Below are 23,366 nucleotides of genomic sequence, written 5' to 3'. Positions count from 1 at the left end.
ACCAGAGCCTAACGAGTGGTGCAGGCACCGTCGCCACAGCCGGGTGGGGAGTACGACCAGCCGAGCCGCGGGTCGTACACCCACCCGTCGGCGCGGCGGTAGCTCCCGCCGCCCCACTGCCCGGCCCGGCGCCACTGGGCCGCGGCCAGGGCGGCCCCCCGGGCCAGCCGGGCCCCGGCGGGCGTGCTGAGCCGGTGGGCGAGCCGCCGGTGGTCGCGCAGCGCCCACAGCACGACGACCCAGGCGGCGGCGCCCCGGTAGACCTGCCCGGCGTCGCCGACGGCGGTGACCTCCTCCAGACAGGCCCCGTGGTCCAGGCCGGGGAACCGCCGCCGGGCCTCCTCGGAGGCGGCGGGGACCAGCTCCATCGGCACCAGCAGGGGCTGCCGCAGCAGCCAGTCCCGTACATGGGTGCACAGGGAGCACTCCGCGTCGTAGAGGACGGTGAGCCGGCGCACGGGGGCGCCGGCCGTCCCGGTGGGAGCCATCGGCTCAGGCCCCGGCCGTCGGGGCCACCCAGCCCTGCGGCGGCACCGGGGGCACCTGCTCCCGCTCCATCACCCCGCGCCGCCGGATGCGGTTGAGCACGTACACGTTGCCGAGGTGCATCACGCCGAGCACCAGCAGCACCACGCCCAGCTTGGTCGACAGCGCCTCGAAGATCCCCCGGGTGTCGGTGATCGTCTCGTCGCCGCTCAGGTACAGGGCGACGAAGCCGAGGTTGACGAGGTAGAAGCCGACGACCAGGAGGTGGTTGACGGCGTCGGCGAGCTTCTCGTTGCCGTGCAGCACGTCGGCGAGGAAGACCCGGCCGTTGCGGCTGAGCGTGCGGGCCACCCAGACGGTCAGACCGATGCTGACGACCAGGTAGATGACGTAGGCGATGACGGTGCGGTCCATGCCCCACCCCTTCTTGAACGCGTTCAAAACGCTGACGTGAGAGACTGTAGACCTGCTTTTGAACACGTTCAACTCAAGGGGGGAGTGGTCCGCGTCACGGGCGGCGGCCCAGCTCCGGGCGCTTGGAGTAGTCCGTGAGGCCGATGACGTTGCCCCACGGGTCGGCGAACTCGACGGTCCAGCCGGTGGCCACGGGGAAGGGCTCGTCCATCGGCGCGATGCCGGCCTCGCGCAGGGCCGAGGCCGCGACGCGGGCGTCGGGCACCTCCAGCCACACCCGGGCCGAGGGCCACATCGGCGGACGCGGCCCGAACTCCTCCTCCGCCCGCAGCAGCAGTCCCGGTGTCTCGCCCCCGGCCTTCAGCAGCGCGATCCCGGCCTCGTCGAGCCGGTAGGCGACCGGGAACCCGGCCCGCTCGTAGAACCCGACGGCCTCACCGAGGTCCCCGACGGGCAGCAGCACGTTGTCGAACCCGAGCAGTTCGTACGACTCGTCATCTGACATGGCGTCAGGCTAGGGAGCCCACGGCCCGGAACGGCCGATGTCGGCCCTCGCCGTGCGCGGACTTCCGCCGTCCGGCCGCAAGGACCTCGGCGACGTCCAGGGTGACGTCGCCGCCGAGGGAGCCGGGGAGGGTGACCTTCTCGCCGGGGGAGTGGACTCGGTGGGTCGCGTAGTCGGCCCCGTCCGGGTCGCTGAGGACGTGCAGGCGCTCGTGCCGGCGGTCGACGACGACGTAGACGGGGATCTTGGCGCCGGCGTAGGCGGCGACCTTGGTGCGCAGGTCTCCAGGACCAGACGGAAGCGGACCGGGTCGTGGCAGTTGTTCTCGACGAGGTGGTCGTCGAAGTCCGCGTCCACCACCGTGAGGTCGGGGATGGCGTAGTCCTCGGCTCCGGTGGGCAGCCACAGACCCATGCCCTGGACGACCTTGGAGTCGGCGCCGTGCAGGCCGGACGCCGCCAACGGCATCATCAGTTCGGTCAGAACGACGGGGTGCGGGCCGTCCGGCGGTGGGGTCACGAGGAGCCGGCCTCCGATGATCTCGACGCGGTAGCCCGGAAGGCGGACCGGCGAGGCCCTTCGTCGGCCCGCCACCCGAGGGTGCGGCATATGCCGGAGGGCCCCGCTTCCTGGGGAAGCGGGGCCCTGCGGACTACGGCGTCGCACCGACGGACGTCAGAAGCGGCGCGTGATCAGCGCCCGCTTCACCTCGGCGATCGCCTTGGTGACCTCGATGCCGCGCGGGCAGGCGTCCGTGCAGTTGAAGGTCGTGCGGCAGCGCCAGACGCCGTCGCGGTCGTTGAGGATCTCCAGCCGCTGCTCTCCGGCCTCGTCGCGCGAGTCGAAGATGAAGCGGTGGGCGTTGACGATGGCCGCCGGGCCGAAGTACTGCCCGTCGTTCCAGAACACCGGGCACGAGGACGTGCAGGCGGCGCACAGGATGCACTTCGTCGTGTCGTCGAAGCGCTCGCGGTCCTCGGCGGACTGGAGGCGCTCACGCGTCGGCTCGTTGGTGTCCTTCGTGATCAGGAAGGGCATCACGTCCCGGTACGCCTGGAAGAACGGCTCCATGTCGACGACCAGGTCCTTGAGGACCGTCAGCCCCTTGATGGGCTCGACCGTGATCGGCTTCTCGGGGCTGATGTCCTTGATCAGCGTCTTGCAGGCCAGCCGGTTCTTGCCGTTGATCCGCATGGCGTCCGACCCGCAGATGCCGTGGGCGCAGGAACGGCGGAAGGTCAGCGTGCCGTCCAGGTCCCACTTGATCTTGTGAAGGGCGTCGAGGACGCGCTCCTTCGGGTCGATCTCGAGCTGGAAGTCCTGCCAGGTCGCCTCCGCCGAGACCTCCGGGTTGAACCGGCGGACCCGCACGGTGACGGTGATGTAGGGGGAGTCGGCGAAACCGGGCTCGGGGGCCTTGTCGCTCTTCTCCATGACAGGGGTAGCCATCAGTACTTACGCTCCATCGGCTGGTAGCGGGTCTGGACGACCGGCTTGTAGTCCAGACGGATGGACTCGGTGCCGTCGTCGCCCACCTCGCGGTACGCCATGGTGTGGCGCATGAAGTTGACGTCGTCGCGGTTGGGGTAGTCCTCGCGGTAGTGACCGCCGCGGGACTCCTTGCGGGCGAGCGCGGACACCGCCATCACCTCGGCCAGGTCGAGCAGGTTGCCCAGCTCGACGGCCTCCAGCAGGTCGGTGTTGAACCGGCGGCCCTTGTCCTGGATCGCCACGTTCTGGTACCGCTTGCGCAGCTCGGCGATCTTCTCGACGGCCGTCTTGATCGTCTGCTCGGTGCGGAAGACCATGACGTTGGCGTCCATGGTCTCCTGGAGCTCGCGGCGCAGCGTCGCCACCCGCTCGTTGCCGGTGGAGGAGCGCAGCCGCTCGATCTGCTCGACGACCAGGGACTCCGGGTTCTCCGGCAGCTCGACGAAGTCCGCCTTCTGGGCGTACTCCGCGGCGGCGATGCCCGCGCGGCGGCCGAAGACGTTGATGTCGAGCAGCGAGTTGGTGCCCAGGCGGTTGGCGCCGTGCACCGACACGCAGGCGACCTCGCCGGCCGCGTACAGGCCCGGCACGACGGTGGTGTTGTCCGCGAGGACCTCGCCCTCGACGTTGGTCGGGATGCCGCCCATGGCGTAGTGCGCGGTGGGCTGGATCGGGATCGGGTCCGTGTAGGGCTCGATGCCGAGGTAGGTCCGCGCGAACTCCGTGATGTCGGGCAGCTTGGCGTCGAGCTGCTCCGGCGGGAGGTGGGTGAGGTCCAGGTAGACGTGGTCGCCCTCGGGACCGCAGCCGCGGCCCTCGCGGATCTCCGTGTAGATGGAGCGGGAGACGACGTCGCGGGACGCGAGGTCCTTCATGACCGGCGCGTACTTCTCCATGAAGCGCTCGCCGTCCTTGTTGCGGAGGATGCCGCCCTCACCGCGGGCGCCCTCCGTCAGCAGGATGCCCATGCGCCAGATGCCGGTCGGGTGGAACTGGAAGAACTCCATGTCCTCCAGCGGCAGCCCGCGCCGGTACACGGCGGCCTGGCCGTCACCGGTCAGCGTGTGCGCGTTGGAGGTCACCTTGAAGAACTTGCCGGTGCCGCCGGAGGCGTAGATCACGGACTTCGCCTGGAAGATGTGGATCTCGCCGGTGGCCAGCTCGTAGGCGACCACACCGGCCGACTTCTTGACGCCGTCGACCTCGGTGATGAGCTGGTCCAGGACGTAGAACTCGTTGAAGAACTCCACGCCCTCCTTGACGCAGTTCTGGTACAGCGTCTGGAGGATCATGTGGCCGGTGCGGTCGGCCGCGTAGCAGGAGCGGCGGACCGGGGCCTCGCCGTGGTTGCGGGAGTGACCGCCGAAGCGGCGCTGGTCGATCGTCCCGTCGGGCGTCCGGTTGAACGGCAGGCCCATCTTCTCCAGGTCGAGGACCGAGTCGATGGCCTCCTTCGCCAGGATCTCGGCGGCGTCCTGGTCGACCAGGTAGTCACCGCCCTTGACGGTGTCGAAGGTGTGCCACTCCCAGTTGTCCTCCTCCACGTTGGCCAGCGCGGCGGCCATGCCGCCCTGCGCGGCGCCCGTGTGGGAGCGGGTGGGGTAGAGCTTCGTCAGGACGGCCGTGCGGCTGCGCTTGGTCGCCTCGATGGCGGCCCGCATACCGGCGCCGCCGGCGCCGACGATGACGGTGTCGTACTTGTGGATCTTCATGATTCTCGCAGCCCCGTGCCTAGCGGATGTTCGGGTCGAAGGTGAAGATCACCAGCGTGCCCAGCAGGATGGTGAACACCGTGGCCGTGTAGAGCAGGCCCTTGAGCCACAGGCGGGTGTTCGCGCGCTCCGCGTAGTCGTTGATGACCGTACGCAGACCGTTGCAGCCGTGCAGCATCGCGAGCCACAGCATCAGCAGGTCCCAGACCTGCCAGAACGGCGAGGCCCAGCGGCCGGCCACGAAGGCGAAGCCGATCTTGGAGACGCCGCCGTCCAGCACGAGCTGGATCAGCAGGTGCGTGACGACCAGGACGACCAGGACCACGCCGGACAGGCGCATGAACAGCCAGCCGTACAGCTCGAAGTTGCCGCGCGTGGACTTCGGCGTCTTCTTGGTGCGCTGACGGGGGGCTTCGATCAGCGGCGCCGGGTTGTCGACCGTGTAGAGCGAGGCGCCCTCGACGGGGCCGATCCCGGAAGCGGTCTTCTCAGAGGTGGACATGCGCGTCAGCTCCCGAACAGTTCACGAGCGGCGTGGCCGAGGACGGGGTAGATCGCCCCGAGCATCAGCACGAGCCACAGGGCGACGACGGTCCAGAGCATCTGCTTCTGATAGCGGGCGCCCTTGACCCAGAAGTCGACGGCGATGACGCGCAGACCGTTGAGCGCGTGGAAGAGGATGGCGGCGACGAGGCCGTACTCCAGCAGCGCGACGATCGGCGACTTGTACGTGGCCACGACGTTGTCGTAGGCCTCGGGGGACACACGGACGAGAGCGGTGTCCAGCACGTGGACGAACAGGAAGAAGAAAATGAGGACGCCGGTGACTCGGTGAGCCACCCAGGACCACATTCCTTCCCGGCCGCGGTACAGCGTTCCAGCCGGCACGGAAGTTTCCTCCGGGAGCGGGGATTGGGGCCGCGCCGGCTTTCTCGTGTCGGTCGGGCCCGGCCGGGTACGGTCCACCGGCCCCCAGCATCGTAGCGACGCTTGTCCGTGGCTCTTACAGGGGGCCTGCCTATGTGATCAAAGTTGCACTCAAAGGAGCAGCGGGCGGGCTAGTGGCCGGACCGGCTGGTGGGGGTGTGGGCGGTTTGCCGGGCGTGGGCCGTCGCCGGCTCGTCGGGCCCGCGCGGCGAAGCGGCCGACGTCACGGCCCCGCGGCCCTGGAGGGCGGCGGTCAGCCGGCCTCTGGCCAGGCGCCTGAGTTCGTCCGCCGCGACCGCGCGCTCCTCGTCCGGATCGTTCGCCAATCGTGACCGGATGCCCGCCAGGGCGTGGTCCAGGGCCTCGTCCGCGGGCATGCCGTCCAGGCAGATGACGAACGCGTGTCCGAAACGGGCCTCGTATGCCGCGGTGGCCGCGCTCAGGGCCGTGTGGGCCGCCGCGTAGGTGTCCTGCGGCAGGGCGGGCAGGGCCTCCGCCGTCAGTGCGCCGGTCAGATCGGCCGGGGGCAGGTCGTACGCCGCCTCGTCCGCCGCCGCCAGCAGGGACGGCAGGTCCGGGTAGGGGCGGTGGGAGACCAGGCGCTCGGCCCAGGGGCGGCTGTCGAGGCAGGCCAGGAGGGTGCGGACGGCCTCGTCGGCGGGGGCGTCGTTGAAGCGCTCCAGTGCGGAGCGGCTGACCGGTGCGGTGCGGGTTTGCACCGGTACCGGTGCGGCGACTCGGCCGGGAAGGTCTGGGAGACGGTGCACAGGCAGCGTGGGTCCTTGTGGGCGTCACGTGTGTGTCGGCGGGAAATTGTGCGAAGAAGTGGCGTCACGTTATCGAGGGAGGGCATCGCTTGTCCGTACGGTGCCCGAATTTCACTCGAACGGGAGAGTTTCGGAACATGTGGTGGACGCATGGTGGAGACCGCGGCCGTAGGTTGGCGATGTGAGCCAGCACGCACGCCGGTCTCCGGCGCACAAGGTCAGGCAGCGGGCCGTCATCGCCGGCGCGGCGGTCGCGGCGCTCGGCGTGGGAGTCGGCCTGTGGGCCACCGACGGCGACGGCGGGTCCGGGAAACCGGCCGCGAAGTCCTCCGAAGCCGCGGCCGCGCCCTCCACCTCGCCCAGCCCCAGCCGCTCCTACCCCCTGTCGAAGGAACCGGGCACCATACCCGCCGTACGGCAGCACACGCCGGCCCGCGGCCCCGGCTGGCGGCCCGCCTCCGGCCACCGGGTCGTCGTCACCGACGCCTCGCTCGCCGACGAGGGGCGCCTGATAGCCGGCGAGCTGGGGATGGCGTACGCCGGTGAGAAGGACGACGAGCGCGCCGGGGACCTGCGGCTGGAGGTCGAGGCCGACAAGGGGGCGAACCCGGAGTCGTACACCATGACCGTGGGCGGCGGCCGGGTCACCGTCAGCGCGCCGGCCGAGGCGGGCGTCTTCTACGGCACCCGCACCCTCAAGCAGGCCGTCGACGGCGGCGGCACCGCGCCCGAGGGCGTCGTGAAGGACGAGCCGGCCAAGCCGCGGCGCGGGTTCATGCTCGACATAGCCCGCAAGCACTACACCGCCGACTGGATCAAGGACCGGATACGCGAGCTGGGCGACCTGAAGTTCAACGAACTCGGCCTGCACTTCTCCGACGACCAGGCCTTCCGCATCGAGTCCGACTCGCACCCCGAGGTCGTCTCCTCGGACCACCTGACCAAGACCGAGGTCAAGGAGATCACCGACCTCGCCGCCTCCCGGCACATCACCGTGGTCCCCGAGATCGACTCGCCCGGCCACCTCGGCGCCGTCATCGCCGCCCACCCCGACCTCCAGCTCCGCAACGCGCAGGGCAGGGCGACGCGCGGCGCCATCGACATCTCCAAGCCGGAGGCCGCCCGGATCGTCGACGACCTGCTGAACGAGTACGCCGACCTGTTCCCCGGCTCCCAGTTCCACCTGGGCGCCGACGAGTACCAGGCGCTCGTCGTGCCGGACCCCGAGGCGTCCTACCCGACCCTGGCCGCCGCGGCCCGCGAGGCCTACGGCTCCGGCGGCACCGTCGCCGACCTCACCACGGGCTGGCTCAACGGCCGCGCGAAGACCGTGATGGCCCACGACCGCACCCCGCGCGCCTGGAACGACGGCTTCTTCAAGGACACCTCCGTCGAACCGCTGAAGGACATCCAGGTCGCCTACTGGACCGGCAAGGAGATCGGCGCCCGGCCGCCGGCGGCGTACCTGAGCGCGGGACGGAAGGTCCTCAACTACAACGACGAGTTCCTCTACTACGTCCTCGGCGAGCCGCAGACCTTCGTCTACCCGACCGGCGAGCGCATCTACGAGCAGTGGACCCCGCGCGTGCTGCGCGGCACCACGGCGGTCGACGCGAAGTACGACGCCCAGATACTCGGCGGCAGCTTCGCCGTCTGGGGTGACCTGCCGAACGCCCAGACGCAGGCCCAGGTGGCCGCCGGCATCCGGCTGCCGCTCGCCGCGACGGTGCAGAAGCTGTGGGACCCGGACAAGCCCGAGCTGTCCTGGGCCGACTTCAAGGCGCTGGCGAACCGGCTCGACTGACCCCGCGCGGACGGGCGCGGATCGCCCCGTCCCGCCGCGTGCTCCGGACCTCTCCGCCGACGGCACCCGCGTCCGCCTCCTCCTCGGCGCCCGGGTGCCGGGCCATCGCGTCCTCCGACCACCCACTCCGACCACCCGGGCGCCGTGCCGCTGTGACACTCGCGGCCCGGAGCGCGCAGTAAGGGGAAACGCGGGCTCCGCGGCCGGGCACGGGCGCGGCCGCCGGGACGAGGAGGCGCCGTATGAGCCTGGTGGAACTGATCGCGCGGGCCGACGACCGCGGGCTCGCGGCGAGCGGACTGGCCTGTCTGGACCGCTGCCTGCCGCTGCTCGACGGCGACGACGAGGTGCTGCGCCCGCTGTGGGCCGCCCTCGCGGGCACCGGCCCCGCCGGGGACGGGCACGCCTGGGCACAGGCGCTGGGACGGGCGCGCGACGGCCTCGCCGGGCCCGGCGCCACCGGGGAGGACGAGGCCGTCCTGCTCGCCCGGCGGATGCTGGCCGCCGCCCCGGCCGACCGCACCGGCGCCGAGCTGCGGGCCTGGGCCGACGCCTGCTCCGTGGCCTCGCTGCGTATCCACCGGATCCTCGACCCCGCGCTCCCCGGCTCCGCGCCCTCCCGCGCCGGGACGGCCCCCGCCAGGGACGCGTCACCGCTCGCCGCCGGGGAGCTGCGCCGCCAGATCGCCGTGCTGGAACTGCTCGCGGGCCACGGCGTGGCAGGGCTGCGCGGAGCCGTCGACGTGTCCACGGAGGGCCGCCGCGTCCTGCGCGCGGTCGTCTCCCGCAGGGCACGCGGCGCCCGCGGCCGGAGCTGACCGCCCCCGGCCCCCGGCCTGTGACCGTCCCGCGGGGGTTGAGGGGGAGGTGGGGCGGTCCTGCGGCGGTTGCCGGACCACCGGCCGGTACGTGTGACGAAACGCCGCCGGGCGACGCTCTTGCGGATGTGACGACGACTGGGACCAGTGAGACGAACGCCTCGGAGTTAAGCGCCGCGAGGCCGGGCGCCGGGGCACAGGTGGGCCGGCGGCGGGAGAACCGGCCCGGGGCCGCCGCCAGACCGGTGCGGTGGGCGGCCGACGCCGTGGCGATGATGCGCGAGGGCGCGCGGCTGCGCCTGGACTACTCGGCCCAGAGCCTGTGGCGCGTCGACCGCGTGATCGACGGCATCCGCGGCGAGGGCGCCCCGTACGCCGCGGTGGAGAGCGCGCTGCGCGGACTCGGTGCCTACGCCGGCGAGGTGATCGTGCGGGAGACCGGCGCCGAGTGGTGGTCGGCCGGCGGCGACCACTGGGTCCGCACCCCCGACGGCCGCCTGTGGGACCCGATCGACGAGGCGCGACGCTGCTTCACCGGGGACGGCTCGCTGCGCCTGCTGTGCCGGGAGGCGACGGCGGGCCGGTGACGCCCCGGACGCCCCGTCCGCTGGACCAGCGGGGGCCGCCGACGGTTCCCCGTACCGAGCGAAGGGGCGGGTGGTCCGGTTGGAGCAGCGGGAGAAGGGGCGCGGCGGGCCGCCGCGCGCACGGGACATGCGGACCTGCGCCGCGGCGTTCGTCGGCCGGGCCACCGCCCGCGACCGGCTGCCGCTGGACTACTCCCCGGCCAGCCTGCGGATCGTCGACTCCCTGGTCGACGGGGTACGCAGGGGCGGTGCGGGCGGCGAGGGGGCGCGTGGCGCGCTGCTCGGGCTCGGCGCGTACGTCGGAGAGGTCCTGGTGCGCCGGGCGGGCGCGGTGTGGGTGGACTTCGACGCGGACCAGCGGGCGTACTTCGGCCAGCCGGTCGGGGTGCGGATGCCGGACGGGCGGGTCTGGAACCCGCTCGGCAAGGTGCACAACCGCCTGGTGGCAGGCGCCCCCGAGGAGTCGCTGCACACCTTCTACCTGACGCTGCACGGCAGGGCCCGGCGCGTCCGGCCGTCGACCGGCGGGCACCGGGGAGGGGGCGCCGGCCGCGCGCTGTGACACTTCCGCGCGGGCCGACGCTGATGACCGTGGGGGCGGGCTCACCGAGCGCGCCGAGAGTCCGGTACGAACGAGGACGGTTCTTGGGCCAGGGAGGGGAACCCCGCCGCGTACAGGCGTACGACGGGGAACTGGGCGCGGCCGTGGCACGGGCCCAGGAGGGCGACGAGGCCGCCTTCGCGGTCGCCTACCGGCTCGTGCAGCCCGGCCTGCTCGGCTATCTGCGCGGGCTGGTCGGGGACGACGCCGAGGACGTGGCCTCCGACGCCTGGCTGGAGATAGCCCGCGACCTGGGGCGCTTCCGCGGCGACGGGGCCGGTTTCCGGGGCTGGACGGCGACCATCGCCCGGCACCGGGCGCTGGACCACCTGCGCCGGCAGAAGGTGCGGCCGCGCTCGTCGGGGCTGGAACAGGACCTGCTGGACCTGCCCGGACCGCACTCCACGCACGACCAGGCGCTGGAGACGCTGTCCACCCGGGCGGCCCTCGGGCTGGTGCGGGGGCTGCCCCGCGACCAGGCGGAGGCCGTGCTGCTGCGCGTCGTCGTCGGCCTCGACGGGCCCGCCGCCGCGCGCGTCCTCGGCAAGCGGCCCGGCGCGGTGCGCACGGCGACGTACCGGGGGCTGAAGCGGCTGGCCCGGGAGCTGGGCACCGGCGACGGTGTGACGGATGAGGGGACCAGGACGCTGGGGGAGTCGACATGAGGGGCGCCGACGGCGGCGGCCCGGCGGGAAGAGCGGGAACGGAAGCGGACATGGGTGCACAACAGAGCGACGGCGGCTCCCTCGCCCGCCGGCCCACCCCGTCCGACGCCGATGCCGCGCCGGGTGAGGGCTCCCGCGTGGGAGCGCCCTCGGAATCCGGCGCCTCGCGGCCCCCGCGCGACGATGACCCGCGTGCCGGGATCCTCCGTGCCGAGGCCCTGCTCCTGGCCGCGCTGAGCGGTGTCCCCGTGGACGCCGAGGGCGAGCGGCGGGCGGTGGCCGCCTTCCGGAGCGCGCGGGACGCCGGTGCGCACCGGGCCGCGCGCACCGCCCGGGTCCGCCGACGGGACGACTGGCGGCCCCGGCGGCGGCGACGCGCCCGGCGCTCCCTGAAGACGACCCTCTCCGTCCTGCTGGCGAGCCTCACCCTCGGCGGCGTCGCGTACGCCGCGATCGGCGTGGCCGGCTCCTCCGCCCCGGACGCCGCCGACGACAGGCACCGCGGGCCCTCGCCCACCGCCCCCGGCACGGGCACCGGGGACCGCCCGCCCGCCACGCCCCTCCCCGCCACCAAGTCCTCCGGCGCCACCACCGGCCCCGGCGGACCGGCGACCGCACCGGGCACCGCGGAAGGCGACGGCACAGAGTCCCTCTGCCGGGCCTACGAGCGGGCCGAGGACCGCGACGGGGTGCTGGACGGCGCCGCCTGGCAGCGGCTGGTCGCGGCGGCGGGCGGCGAACGACGGGTCGAGGCCTACTGCGCCCGGCAGCGCGCGGAGGGGGAGAGCGCCACGGCGGGTGAGGACGCGGAGAACGGGGAGAAGGCGGAGAACCCGGAGAGCGGGGAGAAGGCGGGCGACACCGAGAACCCCCAGAACGACGCGGGCCCCGAGACCCCCGAGAACCCCGGCTCCGCCGGTGACCAGGTGTCCGAGCCCGCCAGGACCGGCGGCAGCCCCGGCACCGCGCCCGCGAACGGCGACGACGGCGGGCAGAAGGCGGAGCGGGACCGCGGCGAGGGCGAGTAGCGCCGCGCCGTGGGCGACGGCGGTGCCGAGGCAACGGCCGGGGCCGCCACCCCCCACAGGAGAGGCCCCGGCCGTCGCGCGGCACGGGCCGCGCGGCGGCCCGTACTCCCTACAGCGCCGGCACTGCGTTTTCTGTCACACCCAGCGCGTCACGGCTTAGTTGCGTCTTGTACGGCAATGCGATGAGGACATGGACGGGCGGTGGTTTGAAGACGTAACGTGCCTTTCGCGCCGACCAGCGGGGGCTCCCTCCCGCGTCACACAGGGGAGAGGCCACCGCGACCATCCATTGAGGAACCACGACGGCGAGAACCGCGTCCGCGAGAGCGGCGCCGGTTGAGGCGCAGAGAAGGGCACGTTCGGTGCTGGGGGACGACGCGGAGCTGACCGCCGCGGTGCGTGCGGCACAGGGCGGGGACGAGACCGCGTTCCGGACCGTGTACCGCACGGTGCACCCGCGGCTGCTCGCCTACGTGCGGACACTGGTCGGAGAGCCGGACGCCGAGGACGTGGCCTCCGAGGCGTGGCTGCAGATAGCCCGCGACCTGGAGCGGTTCGACGGCGACGCGGACCGGTTCCGGGGCTGGGCCGCCCGTATCGCCCGCAACCGTGCGCTGGACCACATCCGCATGCGCGGACGCCGGCCCGCGATCGGCGGGGACGAGACGGAGCTGACCGGCAAGCCCGCCGAGTCGGACACCGCCGGCGAGGCCATCGAGGCCCTGGCCACCGACCGGGCCCTGTCGCTCATCGCCCGGCTGCCCCAGGACCAGGCCGAGGCGGTCGTCCTGCGCGTGGTCGTCGGCCTCGACGCCAAGAGCGCCGCCGAGACGCTGGGCAAGCGCCCCGGCGCCGTCCGCACCGCCGCGCACCGCGGGCTCAAGCGCCTGGCCGAGCTGCTCGGCGGCGATCCGGAATCGGCGCGGGGCCTCGACGCCCTGCCGCCCCAGCGAGAACCGCGCGGCCGCGCGGTGACGTCCGCGACTGTGACGCATACGCGTACGCGGACGCAGAAGGACATGTGATGGCCGACGAGCAGGACAGGTGGCTGGACCGCGAAACGGCGGAGATCTTGCTGCGCGGAGAGCCACTGCAAGCTGTCGACCCCGTGGTCCGGCAGCGGGCCGAACGGCTCGCCGGAACACTGGACGCACTCGCCGCGCACCCCCGGCGGACAGGCGGGGAACTGCCCGGCGAGGCCGCCGCGCTGGCCGCCTTCCGCTCGGCGCGCGCCGAGCGCACCCAGGTGCCCGCCGGCGCCCCGGCCGCCTCGGGACGCCTCGGCTCCGACGCCGGGCTGGTCCGCCTCGGCACCCGCGGCGACGGCGCCGGGCGACCTGGCTGGGGCCGCTCCCTGCGCCTCGGTCTGGCCGCCGCGCTGACCGCCGGGATGGTCGGCGGGGTCGCGGTCGCGGCCGGAACCGGAGTCCTGCCGACGCCGTTCGGCGGCGACGGGCCGGACGCCCCCGCGGCCTCCGTCTCGGCGGCCGCGACGCCGGACAGCACCCTCGGGTCGCCCACACCGCTGGACGGTCCGGGCGAGGGAACCGGCCCGGACGGCGCCACACCCGGCCCCTCCGCCCGGTCGGCCGCCCCCGGCGCCACGTCCGGCGAACACGTCCCGGACGCCGGCGGCCGCGCGGCGGGCGCCTCGGGCGAGCGGCGGCGCGAACTCACCGCGTCCTGCCGCGACATCAGCACCGGCAAGCCGCTCGACGGAGTGCGCAGACGCGCGCTGACGCAGGCGGCCGGCGGGGACGCGCGGGTGGCGGCGTACTGCCGGAACATCCTGGCCGCCGCCGACTCCGCGGCCCGCGACCGCACCGGCGGCGGTAGCGGCGGCCCGACGGCGGACGACGGCCGGGGCCGTACGGCGCCCGGCCGCGAGTCCGGGCAGGCCGCCGACGGCCGGGGCGACGAGGCCGGCACTCCGGGCGACACCAAGGGCGACGGACGCGACGACGACGGCGACGGACGCGACGACAACGGCGACCGCGGCGAAGGCGGGCAGGACGGCGGCCGGAAGCAGGACGGAGGCCGGAAGCAGGGCGGGGGCGCGCGGGGCGAGGGCGACACCGCCCGCCGGCCGGCGCCCCGCGCCCAGGGCACGACGGTTCCCCGCCCCGCGCGCGCCACGGGGACGCCCGCGCCCCCGCCGGACCGGCGTCCGGGCTCCGCGCCCCAGCAGCCCCCCGCTCAGACGAAGGCTCCCTGACCTGCGCTTTTGCCGGTGCACGGAAATTCTTCCGCCGGGGTGTGACACTTTTCGGGGCTCCGGCGCAGTAATGAGTGAGCCGACTGGTCATCGGCTTTCGCACCGAGCCGGGGTTCCCCCCGTACCTACGGCTCGTGCACCTGGCGCGGGCGGGACACGTTCCCCCGGTCCCGCCCGCGCCCATTCCCCGCTTCCCGGTCTCACGGGTACACGACCACCTTGTCGCCGTCGCGCACCCGCGCGTACAGCTCCGCGATCGCCCCCTCGTCCCGCACGTTGACGCAGCCGTGCGAGGTCCCGGCGTAGCCGCGGGCGGCGAAGTCGTACGAGTAGTGCACGGCCTGGCCGCCGCTGAAGAACATCGCGTACGGCATCGGGGAGTCGTAGAGCGTCGACCAGTGGTCGCGGGACTTCCAGTAGACGTGGAAGACGCCCTCGCGGGTCGGCGTGTACCGCGAGCCGAACCGCACCGCCATCGTGGACACCGTCCGCCCGTCGACCATCCAGCGCAGGGTCCGGCTCGACTTGCTGATGCACAGCACCCGCCCGGTCAGGCAGCGCGGGTCGGGCGCCGCGGCGGGCTGCCCGCCCATCAGGTACAGCTCCCACTTGCCCGGTTCGCGCGTCATCGCCAGCAGCCGCCGCCAGGTCACGGTGTCCGTCCGCCCCGTCCTGGGCAGTCCGCGCTTGCCCTGGAAGCCGCGCACCGCCCGCTCGGTCGGGTCGTCGTACGTCCCCGTCGGCCCGTCGACAAGCCAGTCGACCTGCCGCAGCCTGGCCTGCAGCTCGCGCACGTCCCGGCCCGAGTCGCCCGGCGCCCACAGCACCCGGCCCGGGGCCCCGGCGGGCGGGGCGCCGGGCGGACGGCCGTCGGACGGGCCGCGCTGCGACGGCGTCCCGGCGGTGCCGGGCAGCGGCGGGCTCCCCGGGCCGTCGATGCCGGGGCCCTGTACCGTGCAGCCGCCCGCCGCGAGCACGGCGCCCAGGGCCGCGGCGACCGCCCCCTTCCCGCACCGCACGTTCCCCATGGCCCACGCAGGCATCACGGCCCCCCGTCGTCTCGCGGCTCCGCACGGACTTCACGAACTATGTTCCCCGCGGATGACGCGCCGCGAACGGCACGGCATCGTTGTGACCGGGACCGCAACGCGGTTGTGAGCAAGGTCCCAGCGTGTGCCCCTCCACCGGGGCGCGCGCCCGCCGATACAGTCCGTCGGAGGGTTGGTCTGTACTGGCGAGTAACTGACGGGTAGTTCGAGCACATCGAACACATGCTCAGCGGGAGGCATCACACATGGCGCGCGAGTCGGAGTCCGGACTGCCCATCGAACCGGTCTACGGGCCCGACACCCAGGAAGGCTGGGACCCGGCCGAGAAACTGGGCGAACCGGGCACGTACCCCTTCACCCGCGGCGTGTACCCGACGATGTACACCGGCCGCCCCTGGACCATGCGCCAGTACGCCGGCTTCGGCACGGCGACGGAGTCCAACGCCCGCTACAAGCAGCTCATCGCCAACGGCACGATGGGCCTGTCGGTCGCCTTCGACCTGCCCACCCAGATGGGCCACGACTCCGACGCCCCGATCGCCTCGGGCGAGGTCGGCAAGGTCGGCGTGGCCATCGACTCGATCGACGACATGCGGGTGCTGTTCGGCGGGATCCCGCTGGACAAGGTCTCCACGTCCATGACGATCAACGCCCCCGCCGCCCTGCTGCTCCTGCTCTACCAACTCGTCGCCGAGGAGCAGGGCGTCAGCGCGGACAAGCTGACCGGCACGATCCAGAACGACGTGCTGAAGGAGTACATCGCCCGCGGGACGTACATCTTCCCGCCCAAGCCGTCCCTGCGGCTGATCGCGGACATCTTCAAGTACTGCAAGGCCGAGATCCCGAAGTGGAACACCATCTCGATCTCCGGCTACCACATGGCCGAGGCCGGCGCGTCCCCCGCGCAGGAGATCGCCTTCACCCTCGCCGACGGCATCGAGTACGTGCGCACGGCGGTCGCGGCCGGCATGGACGTCGACGACTTCGCGCCCCGCCTCTCCTTCTTCTTCGTGGCCCGCACGACGATCCTGGAGGAGGTCGCCAAGTTCCGCGCGGCCCGCAGGATCTGGGCGCGGGTGATGAAGGAGGAGTTCGGCGCGGAGAACCCCAAGTCGCTGATGCTGCGCTTCCACACCCAGACCGCCGGCGTGCAGCTCACCGCCCAGCAGCCCGAGGTGAACCTGGTCCGCGTCGCCGTCCAGGGCCTCGCGGCCGTCCTCGGCGGCACCCAGTCCCTGCACACCAACTCCTTCGACGAGGCCATCGCGCTGCCGACCGACAAGTCGGCCCGCCTCGCGCTGCGCACCCAGCAGGTCCTCGCCTACGAGACGGACGTCACCGCGACCGTCGACCCGTTCGCCGGGTCCTACGTCATCGAGAAGCTGACCGACGACGTCGAGGCCGCCGCGCTGGAGCTGATGCAGAAGGTCGAGGACCTCGGCGGCGCGGTCAACGCCATCGAGCACGGCTTCCAGAAGAACGAGATCGAGCGCAGCGCCTACCGCATCGCCCAGGAGACCGACTCCGGCGAGCGCGTGGTCGTCGGCGTCAACCGCTTCCAGCTCGACGAGGAGGAGCCGTACGAGCCCCTCCGCGTCGACCCGGCCATCGAGGCCCAGCAGGCCGAACGCCTCGCCAAGCTGCGCGCCGAACGCGACCAGCAGGCGGTGGACTCGGCGCTGGCCGCCCTGAGGAAGGCCGCCGAGGGCGAGGACAACGTCCTGTACCCGATGAAGGACGCGCTGCGGGCCCGGGCGACGGTGGGCGAGGTGTGCAACGCGCTGCGCGAGGTCTGGGGCACCTACGTGCCCTCGGACGCCTTCTGACCCCCCGCCGGACGTCCGGCGACAGCGGACGTCCGGCGGCTGGAACACCCGGGCGCGGTGCCGCACCTCCGTGCGACACTGCGCCCATGTTCGGCGTCATAGACCTCCCCACCTACCTGGCGGGCCTCGCCCTGATCGTCCTGCTCCCCGGGCCCAACTCGCTCTACGTCCTGTCCGTGGCCGCCCGTCGCGGCGTGCGCGCGGGCTATACGGCAGCGGCCGGGGTCTGGTGCGGGGACACGGTGCTGATGGCCCTGTCGGCGGCCGGGGTCGCCTCGCTGCTCCAGGGCAACGCGCTGCTCTTCGGCATCGTGAAGTACGCCGGCGCCGGGTACCTGACGTGGCTCGCGGTCGGGATGCTGCGGGCCGCGTGGGGGATGTGGCGCACACGCCGGGAGCGGGACGAGCAGGCCGCCGCCGCCCCGGCCGGGGGCGACGAGCGTCCCTTCCGCCGGGCCCTGGTCGTCAGCCTCTTCAACCCGAAGGCGATCCTCTTCTTCGTCGCCTTCTTCGTGCAGTTCGTCGACCCGGGCTACGCCTACCCGGCGCTGTCCTTCGTCGTGCTCGGCGCCTTCGCGCAGTTCTTCAGCTTCCTGTACCTCAGCGCCCTGATCTTCAGCGGCACCCGCCTGGCCGCCGCCTTCCGCCGCCGCAAGCGGCTGTCGGCGGGGGCCACCTCGGCGGCGGGCGCGCTGTTCCTGGGCTTCGCGGTGAAGCTGTCGGCGGCCGGCGCCTAGCGCGCGGCCCGGCCCGTGCGGGCCCGCTGGGCCGCCAGGCGACGGCGTACGGCGCGGGTGACCAGCGGCGGCAGCAGGTCCAGGGCGAGACGGCGGGCACGGCCGCGGGGGGACGGCGCGGGAGCCGGCCGCGCCGCGCGGGCCGGGCGCTGCTGGCCCGGGAGCGACGCGGCGGCCGGGGCGCCCGCCGGGTGCCGGGAGGCCGGCAGGGACGGCGCGCGCATCGTCCGGCCCTTGGCGCGGGCCCGCACCAGCCGGTGGCCGGCGGCCCACTCCACGCTCACCGTGCAGTCGTCGCGCTCGCGCAGCGCGGCGAGCAGTTCGTCCTGCACCGCCTCGGGGTCGCCCCAGGTGCCGTACAGCTTCTGGCTGCTCAGGCAGACCGGGCGCAGCCCCCGGTTGAGCACCGCCTCCCAGGCGGCGACGGCGACGCCGGGAGTGTGCTCCGTACGGAAGTCGTCGAGGACGACGACGCCCTCGGGCAGCAGCAGCTCGCGGGCCGCGCCGATGTCGCCCTGGACGTGCTCGTACAGGTGCGAGGCGTCGACGTGGACGAAGCGGCAGCTCCCCGCCGCGACCTCACCGGTGATCGCGGAGCTGGGGGCCTGGACGATCCTGGGCAGGGTGTCGTGGAAGGAGAGGTAGTTCCCTTCGAAAGCCTGCCGCGTGAGCGAGGAGTACGACATCGCGGACTCGGCCCGGTTCGCCTCGTCCGGCGCGTCCGCCCCGAACAGGTCGCAGACGGTGAGGGTCTCGCCGTCCTGTAGGTGGTGGCCCAGCAGGATCGCGCTCTTGCCGAGATAGGCACCCAGTTCGAGCAGGTCGCCGCGGACCCCCGCGGCTTCCTGCCGTTCCAGGAACCAGGAGAACAGCACTTGGTCGAGGGGCCAGAACCAGCCGGGGACGTCGTTCAGCTCGGCGGGCTTCGTCTGAGTAGCTTGCGCGGTCGCCATGAAGGGAGCATGCCTTCTCGGGGCCGGAAAGACAGCGGGCACGCGCGATCCGATCGAAGGAATATCGCACGAATTGCTCAACGTGATCGGGAGAGCACCGTCCGCAGCGGCGGGGTCAGCGGTTTCTCGACGTACCGGTGCAGGAGCCAGGCCAGCAGCAGCATCCCGGCGGCCGTCAGGACGAAGGTCGCCGCCGACGGCACCCCGAGACCCCGGTGCAGGGCGCGGATCACCACCCAGCCCAGGTGCTCGTGGACCAGGTAGAACGGGTACGTCAGCGCCCCCGCCACCGTCAGCCAGCGCCAGTTCGCCCGGTTCAGCAGGCCCAGTGCCACCGCGGCGACCGCGAGGAACCCGAGGGCGACGACCAGGACGATGCCGAACGTGGTCCGGTGGGCGAACGCGTTCGGGTCGGCGGCGTTCCACAGCTCGCGCACCGCGTAGTGCTGGCCCACGAGGAAACCGGCCGCCACCAGCGCCCACGCGTGCGCGTCCCGGCGGTCGCGGTGGACGAGGTACAGGCCCACACCGCCCACGAAGAACGGGGCGTACTCCGGCATCAGCACCAGTTCGAGCAGCGGCTCGTGCGCGGCCTGAGCGAGCGCCGACGCCAGCAGCCACCCGGCGCAGAACATCAGCACCCGCCGGCGGTTCACGCCGGGCAGCACCACGCACACCGCGAACAGCGCGTAGAAGCGCACCTCGACCCACAGCGTCCAGCACACGCCCAGCACCCGGTCCGCGCCCAGCGGCTGCTGGAGCATCGTCAGATTGACGAGGGCATCGCTCGGCGACACCGCCTCGTAGGCGACCACCGGCAGCGCGAACACCGCCGTCACCAGGATCACCGCCGCCCAGTAGGCGGGCAGCAGCCGGGAGGCGCGGGAGGCGACGAACGAGGTCAGGGACCGCCCCCAGCCGCTCATGCAGATCACGAAGCCGCTGATCACGAAGAAGATCTGGACGCCGAGGCAGCCGTAGGAGAAGTAGGCGTGCAGCGTGGGGAACTGGAGCTTGGGGGAGCTGCCCCACGCGTCGGCCACGGACCCGCCGCGTCCGCCGTAGTGGTAGGCCGCCACCATCAGCGCGGCCACCAGCCGCAGCCCGTCCAGGGCGCGCAGCCGGCCCGGGGCCGCCTTCGCCCGCGGTGCCCGGGTCCTCTTCGGCGCCGGGGCGGGCGCACCGGGGTCCGCCGCCGGCGTGCTCACGACCGTCTCGGTCACTGCTCGTACTCCTTCGGCCGTGCCGGCCGTTCGTCGGTGGTCAGGACGCCCGCAGATAGGCCGAGCGGGCCGCCCTGCCCAGGTAGGTGAAGCGCGTGCCGCCCTCGAGATGGGCGTCGAGGGCGTCCTTGATGCCCGGCCAGTTCGGGTCGCCGTAGTCGTCCAGGACGACGACCGCGCCGGGAGCGGCGACCCGTTCCGCCCACTCCAGGTCCCGGCGCACGCCCTCGGCCGAGTGGTCGCCGTCCACGACGATCACCCCGTAGGCCCGGTCCGAGACGGCCGCCCGGGTCTCGGGGTCCTCCGAGAAGCCCCGCCGGATCCGGGCCGCCGCGCCCGCCGGACCGGCCAGCGCGAGATTGGTGCGCACCGCGTGCTCGTCCACCGGGGAGCCCGTGGGGTCGGGGCGCTCGACCGTGCCCGGCTGGAGCTGCACCCCCGCGAAGGGGTCCACGATGGTCAGGCCGGGACTGCGCCCGTCGCGCTCCATCATCCGCACCAGCCCGGCGGAGAACATGCCGTACAGCGTGCCGATCTCCAGGATCTCGTCGTTCTCCGGGGCGAGCAGCGGGATCGCGCCGAGCTTGCCGCAGATGTTCATCGTGCCGCCCGCGATCCGGCCCACGCCCAGCGACTCCAGCGCCACCAGGAGCCGGAACGCCGAGGCCACGTTCCGCTCCGCCGCGTCCCGGTCCCCGCACAGCGCCGCCACCTCGGTGTGCAGGCTCTCCAGCGACTCCTCGCCCAGGATGCGCGAGACACCGCGCCCGCCCGGTCCGACCAGCAGCTCGAAGGTGAGCTGACGGCGCCTCAGCAGCTCCACCTCCCGCGCCAGCCGCGCGGTGTCGGGCGCCTGTGCGCCGTCCGGGCCGCTGCACCGGACCGCCGAGCGGACCTGCCGCTCGATGCGCTGGTCGATCAGGTCGGCGACCGGGCGCAGCAGACGCCGCGAGAGAGAACTGCGGAGCAGGGAACGGCTGTTCGTGGACCGGCTGTTCATGGACCAGGACCTCAATCCGTCACGGAGTTGAACGGGGGTACGAGGAACACGTGTGTGGTGGGTGGGGCAAGGCTAGGCGGGCCCCGGACCCCGAACGGCGCCACCGGGCGGACCGCCGGGGGAATTTCCGCGGAACACCGGATGACGGAATCGCGACGGCGGCCGGTCCTTCCGCGCGGTTCACGTTTCCGTCACCCGGAATCACCTCAGCGTTTGACCGAGCGCCGCATGGCCCGCGCCCGCCGCACCACCTTCCGCGCGGCCGAATTGCGCGGCAGGAAAGCCAGTCGGGCCGGAATTCCGCCGGGCAGCCCCAGCGACGTCAGCCGCCGCTTCTTGAAATACCGCCAGGTGTGCGCGTCCAGCTCCCGGCGCAGATATTCCTCCGCGTCCGGCCGCAGCTCGGGCAGGATCTTCGGCTGCATCGCGTGCCCCACCGCCCGCACCAGCGCGCCCAGGGCCCGCGCGTCCAGGCCGCGGCGCCGCTCCGCGACGGCCTCCGCGTCGTCCGGCCCGGGCAGCAGCGCGTCGACGATGGTGACGGGGACGCGGTTGCTGTTCTCGTACGGGGTCAGGCGCTCCAGCAGCGTCCCGGTGCCGACCCGTGCGACCGGCAGCCCGTACAGCTCGGACGCGGTGAGCAGAGCCGTGGAGAAGCAGCCCACCACCAGCGCCGGGCGCATCCGCTGGTACAGCACCTCGGCGAGGACCGGCGTGTCCACCACCGTGAGCGCGACGCCGAGCCGCTCCGCCTCCTCCTCCAGGGTGCGGGTGAAGCGGGCCGGGGCCGTGGGGTGCGGCTTGAACACCACCCGCGTGTGCCCCAGGCCGACCGCGCCCGTCAGCATCCGCACATGCAGGTCCTCCTCCTCCTCGGCGGAGAGGATGCCGAGCGCGGACAGGTACTGCCCGAGCAGCAGCGCGGGCTCCTCGACGTCCGGCAGACCGTCGCCGGTGCCGGCCAGTTCCGCCAGCACCGCGGCGAACGCGGGCGTCGGCACCAGCTCCGGCGGCACCGAGAACTCGGTCAGCAGCAGGGGGGTGAGCCCCGGCACCAGGTCGAGGTGGAGCAGCCGCTCCACCCGCGTGCCGACCAGCGGATCGAGTTTGTTGCGGGTCGGGCCGTAGCTCATCAGGCCGTCCGCGTACACGGTCAGCGGCGCGTCCGGGAAGATCTGCGCCACCCCCAGCGCCGGCTGCACCTGGATCGACTCCACGGCCAGCGACACGTCGTCGTCCCCGAGCCCCCAGGCCAGCCTCAGATACCGCTCCCACATCGGGACGTCGTCCACGCGCGGCGCCCAGCCGCCCGGGTGGAACGGGAAGACGGCCTCGTTCCACGACACCACGTCGTCGAACCGGCCCCGCAGCCGCTCGAAGCCCGGCATCGCGTCCAGGGAGGGCGTCGTCTCGGGCGTCGCCGCGTTGTTGGAGACCAGCAGGATCCGCCGGTCCGCCGTCGCGAAGCAGCCCGCGTCCAGGGCGGCGGCGAGCGTGGCCGCGCCGTACAGCGTCGACGCCATGAAGATCTGCGTGCTCACGCGGCCACCTCCGCGGCCGGCACCGGACGGCGGCGCAGCCGGCGCAGCCGCGTGGCCCGCTCGGTGTCCATCGAGGCCAGCACCTCGTCCAGCGCGTCCTGCGGCATCCGCCGCAGCGCGGCCGCGCTCATCGCCTTCAGTCTGCGTGCCACGGCCGGCTCGAACCTCTCCACGGAACCCAGGTGGTGGGCGATGATCGCGCAGTACGTGCGCACCGCCTTCGGCAGCAGCCGTGCCGCGTCGGCGTCCGCGGCCGTCTCGGCGACGACCTGGTCGAAGGCGCGGATGAAGTCGAGCTGGCGCACGTCCCCGATCTGGGTGAGCGAGGACGCCACCCCGCGCCGGTAGAACACGCCGAGCAGCCCGGTCACCGCGAAGGACTCCGCCTCCCGGTGCAGCTTCCAGATCCACGGCCGGTCCTCGGCCGTGCGCAGCCCGTCGGTGAAGTGCAGCAGGCCCCGCTCGACCAGCCGGCGGTGGTAGATCCCGGCCCAGGCGTAGGCGTAGTCGACCGAGGTGGAACGGTGGGCGGGCAGTATCGCCGCGCGCGGGTCCAGCACGGTGTTCCGGCGTCCGTGGGGCACCCGGAACACGCTGCGGGACCGGGCCGTGCACTGCACGTGGTCGGTGCGCACGAAGTCGCAGCCCAGATCCTCGATCGCGGCGACCAGCCGGCCGTAGTGGCCCGGCGCCAGCCAGTCGTCACCGTCCAGGAAGGTCAGGTACTCGCCGCGCGCCCGGTCGATGCCGGTGTTGCGGGCGGTCGCCAGACCGCCGTTGCGTTCGTGCCGGACCAGCACCGCGCCCGGCAGCTCCTCCTCCGCGCGCGCGAGGAGGTCCACGGTGCCGTCGGACGAACAGTCGTCGACGAGAATGAATTCGAAGTCGTCCCGCGCGTTCGCGCGCAGACTCCGCAGGGTGTCGGGTGCGTATTGCCGCACGTTGTAGAACGGCACGATGACGGAGAGCTTGGGCACGTAAGTGACGTTAAGCGGCAGCCCGGCATGAGGATTTACC

Annotated in this window: 24 protein-coding genes and 1 pseudogene; 10 read left to right on the top strand and 15 right to left on the bottom strand. The window is 73.3% G+C overall.

Going from position 1 to position 23,366, the window contains the following annotated elements:
* Positions 1-8: 8 nt before the first annotated feature.
* The 9 genes and pseudogenes from ACH499_RS16455 to ACH499_RS16415 form a co-directional block, all read right to left on the bottom strand.
* Positions 9-488, bottom strand: a complete 480-nt coding sequence (locus ACH499_RS16455; protein ID WP_399016381.1) for a thiol-disulfide oxidoreductase DCC family protein — start codon at positions 486-488, stop codon at positions 9-11.
* A 4-nt stretch (positions 489-492) separates the two neighbouring features.
* Positions 493-900: a hypothetical protein gene (locus ACH499_RS16450; protein ID WP_356198043.1), complete on the bottom strand. Its 408-nt coding sequence runs from the start codon at positions 898-900 to the stop codon at positions 493-495.
* 94 nt (positions 901-994) lie between these two features.
* Complete coding sequence (locus tag ACH499_RS16445; RefSeq protein WP_356198046.1) at positions 995-1,405, bottom strand: VOC family protein; 411 nt, start codon at positions 1,403-1,405, stop codon at positions 995-997.
* A 4-nt stretch (positions 1,406-1,409) separates the two neighbouring features.
* Positions 1,410-2,014, bottom strand: a pseudogene (locus ACH499_RS16440) (Uma2 family endonuclease).
* A 66-nt stretch (positions 2,015-2,080) separates the two neighbouring features.
* Entirely contained in the window at positions 2,081-2,854 is a 774-nt protein-coding gene (locus ACH499_RS16435) for a succinate dehydrogenase iron-sulfur subunit (RefSeq protein ID WP_356198049.1), read from the bottom strand.
* Positions 2,854-4,608, bottom strand: coding sequence for a succinate dehydrogenase flavoprotein subunit (gene sdhA, locus ACH499_RS16430; protein WP_356198052.1), 1,755 nt, complete (start codon positions 4,606-4,608; stop codon positions 2,854-2,856). The genes ACH499_RS16435 and sdhA overlap by 1 nt, the downstream gene beginning before the upstream one ends.
* Before the next feature lie 19 nt (positions 4,609-4,627).
* A complete protein-coding gene (locus ACH499_RS16425) occupies positions 4,628-5,110 on the bottom strand; it encodes a succinate dehydrogenase hydrophobic membrane anchor subunit (RefSeq protein WP_356198055.1) in 483 nt (160 codons plus the stop codon).
* Positions 5,111-5,115: 5 nt separating this feature from the next.
* The gene (gene sdhC / locus ACH499_RS16420) at positions 5,116-5,496 is read right to left on the bottom strand and encodes a succinate dehydrogenase, cytochrome b556 subunit (RefSeq protein WP_356198057.1); all 381 of its coding nucleotides are present in this window, start codon (positions 5,494-5,496) and stop codon (positions 5,116-5,118) included.
* Positions 5,497-5,666: 170 nt separating this feature from the next.
* Positions 5,667-6,308 carry a 2-oxo-4-hydroxy-4-carboxy-5-ureidoimidazoline decarboxylase gene (locus tag ACH499_RS16415; RefSeq protein WP_399016438.1) on the bottom strand — a complete coding sequence of 214 codons (642 nt, stop codon included), beginning with the start codon at positions 6,306-6,308 and terminating at the stop codon, positions 5,667-5,669.
* 175 nt (positions 6,309-6,483) lie between these two features.
* Between ACH499_RS16415 and ACH499_RS16410 the strand changes: the two genes are divergently transcribed.
* The 8 genes from ACH499_RS16410 (at position 6,484) to ACH499_RS16375 (ending at position 14,020) form a co-directional block, all read left to right on the top strand.
* Positions 6,484-8,106, top strand: coding sequence for a glycoside hydrolase family 20 protein (locus ACH499_RS16410; RefSeq protein ID WP_356198063.1), 1,623 nt, complete (start codon positions 6,484-6,486; stop codon positions 8,104-8,106).
* A 242-nt stretch (positions 8,107-8,348) separates the two neighbouring features.
* Complete coding sequence (locus tag ACH499_RS16405) at positions 8,349-8,924, top strand: hypothetical protein (RefSeq protein ID WP_399016377.1); 576 nt, start codon at positions 8,349-8,351, stop codon at positions 8,922-8,924.
* A gap of 200 nt (positions 8,925-9,124) precedes the next feature.
* Complete coding sequence (locus ACH499_RS16400) at positions 9,125-9,511, top strand: hypothetical protein (RefSeq protein ID WP_356198176.1); 387 nt, start codon at positions 9,125-9,127, stop codon at positions 9,509-9,511.
* A gap of 127 nt (positions 9,512-9,638) precedes the next feature.
* Complete coding sequence (locus tag ACH499_RS16395; RefSeq protein ID WP_399016436.1) at positions 9,639-10,073, top strand: hypothetical protein; 435 nt, start codon at positions 9,639-9,641, stop codon at positions 10,071-10,073.
* An 83-nt stretch (positions 10,074-10,156) separates the two neighbouring features.
* Positions 10,157-10,777 carry an RNA polymerase sigma factor gene (locus ACH499_RS16390; protein WP_356198069.1) on the top strand — a complete coding sequence of 207 codons (621 nt, stop codon included), beginning with the start codon at positions 10,157-10,159 and terminating at the stop codon, positions 10,775-10,777.
* Between the two features lie 50 nt (positions 10,778-10,827).
* Positions 10,828-11,805 carry a hypothetical protein gene (locus ACH499_RS16385; RefSeq protein WP_399016374.1) on the top strand — a complete coding sequence of 326 codons (978 nt, stop codon included), beginning with the start codon at positions 10,828-10,830 and terminating at the stop codon, positions 11,803-11,805.
* Between the two features lie 362 nt (positions 11,806-12,167).
* Entirely contained in the window at positions 12,168-12,830 is a 663-nt protein-coding gene (locus tag ACH499_RS16380) for an RNA polymerase sigma factor (protein WP_356198075.1), read from the top strand.
* Positions 12,830-14,020, top strand: coding sequence for a hypothetical protein (locus ACH499_RS16375; protein WP_399016372.1), 1,191 nt, complete (start codon positions 12,830-12,832; stop codon positions 14,018-14,020). The genes ACH499_RS16380 and ACH499_RS16375 overlap by 1 nt, the downstream gene beginning before the upstream one ends.
* A 200-nt stretch (positions 14,021-14,220) precedes the next feature.
* Here ACH499_RS16375 and ACH499_RS16370 read toward each other — a convergent pair whose 3' ends face one another.
* The gene (locus tag ACH499_RS16370) at positions 14,221-15,048 is read right to left on the bottom strand and encodes a L,D-transpeptidase family protein (RefSeq protein WP_399016434.1); all 828 of its coding nucleotides are present in this window, start codon (positions 15,046-15,048) and stop codon (positions 14,221-14,223) included.
* Between the two features lie 266 nt (positions 15,049-15,314).
* On the opposite strand from ACH499_RS16370, the gene ACH499_RS16365 reads away from it, so the two are divergent.
* Positions 15,315-16,895 (top strand): methylmalonyl-CoA mutase family protein, encoded by a 1,581-nt coding sequence (locus ACH499_RS16365; RefSeq protein ID WP_356198082.1) that lies wholly within the window; start codon positions 15,315-15,317, stop codon positions 16,893-16,895.
* 86 nt (positions 16,896-16,981) lie between these two features.
* Positions 16,982-17,632: a leucine efflux protein LeuE gene (leuE, locus tag ACH499_RS16360; protein ID WP_356198085.1), complete on the top strand. Its 651-nt coding sequence runs from the start codon at positions 16,982-16,984 to the stop codon at positions 17,630-17,632.
* On the opposite strand, the gene ACH499_RS16355 is transcribed toward leuE, so the two are convergent.
* From ACH499_RS16355 to ACH499_RS16335, 5 genes are all read right to left on the bottom strand, one after another.
* Positions 17,629-18,585, bottom strand: coding sequence for a class I SAM-dependent methyltransferase (locus ACH499_RS16355; RefSeq protein WP_356198088.1), 957 nt, complete (start codon positions 18,583-18,585; stop codon positions 17,629-17,631). The two genes, leuE and ACH499_RS16355, sit on opposite strands and share 4 nt — an antisense overlap.
* A gap of 77 nt (positions 18,586-18,662) precedes the next feature.
* Positions 18,663-19,808 (bottom strand): acyltransferase family protein, encoded by a 1,146-nt coding sequence (locus ACH499_RS16350; RefSeq protein ID WP_399016369.1) that lies wholly within the window; start codon positions 19,806-19,808, stop codon positions 18,663-18,665.
* Between the two features lie 40 nt (positions 19,809-19,848).
* Positions 19,849-20,808 (bottom strand): class I SAM-dependent methyltransferase, encoded by a 960-nt coding sequence (locus tag ACH499_RS16345; RefSeq protein ID WP_399016367.1) that lies wholly within the window; start codon positions 20,806-20,808, stop codon positions 19,849-19,851.
* 206 nt (positions 20,809-21,014) lie between these two features.
* Positions 21,015-22,349, bottom strand: a complete 1,335-nt coding sequence (locus ACH499_RS16340) for a polysialyltransferase family glycosyltransferase (protein ID WP_399016365.1) — start codon at positions 22,347-22,349, stop codon at positions 21,015-21,017.
* A complete protein-coding gene (locus tag ACH499_RS16335; RefSeq protein WP_356198100.1) occupies positions 22,346-23,326 on the bottom strand; it encodes a glycosyltransferase family 2 protein in 981 nt (326 codons plus the stop codon). The genes ACH499_RS16340 and ACH499_RS16335 overlap by 4 nt, the downstream gene beginning before the upstream one ends.
* Between the last annotated feature and the right edge of the window lie 40 nt (positions 23,327-23,366).

This window comes from Streptomyces sp. NPDC018947, from assembly GCF_044390505.1.
Taxonomy (GTDB): domain Bacteria; phylum Actinomycetota; class Actinomycetes; order Streptomycetales; family Streptomycetaceae; genus Streptomyces.
This window is presented reverse-complemented; position numbering and strand designations above follow the sequence as displayed.

Bases quoted from the DNA above. Each gene is read 5' to 3' on its own strand.
- ACH499_RS16455 (WP_399016381.1), bottom strand. From the start codon at position 488: ATGGCTCCCACCGGGACGGCCGGCGCCCCCGTGCGCCGGCTCACCGTC.
- ACH499_RS16450 (WP_356198043.1), bottom strand. From the start codon at position 900: ATGGACCGCACCGTCATCGCCTACGTCATCTACCTGGTCGTCAGCATC.
- ACH499_RS16445 (WP_356198046.1), bottom strand. From the start codon at position 1,405: ATGTCAGATGACGAGTCGTACGAACTGCTCGGGTTCGACAACGTGCTG.
- ACH499_RS16435 (WP_356198049.1), bottom strand. From the start codon at position 2,854: ATGGCTACCCCTGTCATGGAGAAGAGCGACAAGGCCCCCGAGCCCGGT.
- sdhA (WP_356198052.1), bottom strand. From the start codon at position 4,608: ATGAAGATCCACAAGTACGACACCGTCATCGTCGGCGCCGGCGGCGCC.
- ACH499_RS16425 (WP_356198055.1), bottom strand. From the start codon at position 5,110: ATGTCCACCTCTGAGAAGACCGCTTCCGGGATCGGCCCCGTCGAGGGC.
- ACH499_RS16405 (WP_399016377.1), top strand. From the start codon at position 8,349: ATGAGCCTGGTGGAACTGATCGCGCGGGCCGACGACCGCGGGCTCGCG.
- ACH499_RS16395 (WP_399016436.1), top strand. From the start codon at position 9,639: ATGCGGACCTGCGCCGCGGCGTTCGTCGGCCGGGCCACCGCCCGCGAC.
- ACH499_RS16385 (WP_399016374.1), top strand. From the start codon at position 10,828: ATGGGTGCACAACAGAGCGACGGCGGCTCCCTCGCCCGCCGGCCCACC.
- ACH499_RS16375 (WP_399016372.1), top strand. From the start codon at position 12,830: ATGGCCGACGAGCAGGACAGGTGGCTGGACCGCGAAACGGCGGAGATC.
- ACH499_RS16370 (WP_399016434.1), bottom strand. From the start codon at position 15,048: ATGGGGAACGTGCGGTGCGGGAAGGGGGCGGTCGCCGCGGCCCTGGGC.
- ACH499_RS16365 (WP_356198082.1), top strand. From the start codon at position 15,315: ATGGCGCGCGAGTCGGAGTCCGGACTGCCCATCGAACCGGTCTACGGG.
- leuE (WP_356198085.1), top strand. From the start codon at position 16,982: ATGTTCGGCGTCATAGACCTCCCCACCTACCTGGCGGGCCTCGCCCTG.
- ACH499_RS16355 (WP_356198088.1), bottom strand. From the start codon at position 18,585: ATGGCGACCGCGCAAGCTACTCAGACGAAGCCCGCCGAGCTGAACGAC.
- ACH499_RS16345 (WP_399016367.1), bottom strand. From the start codon at position 20,808: ATGAACAGCCGGTCCACGAACAGCCGTTCCCTGCTCCGCAGTTCTCTC.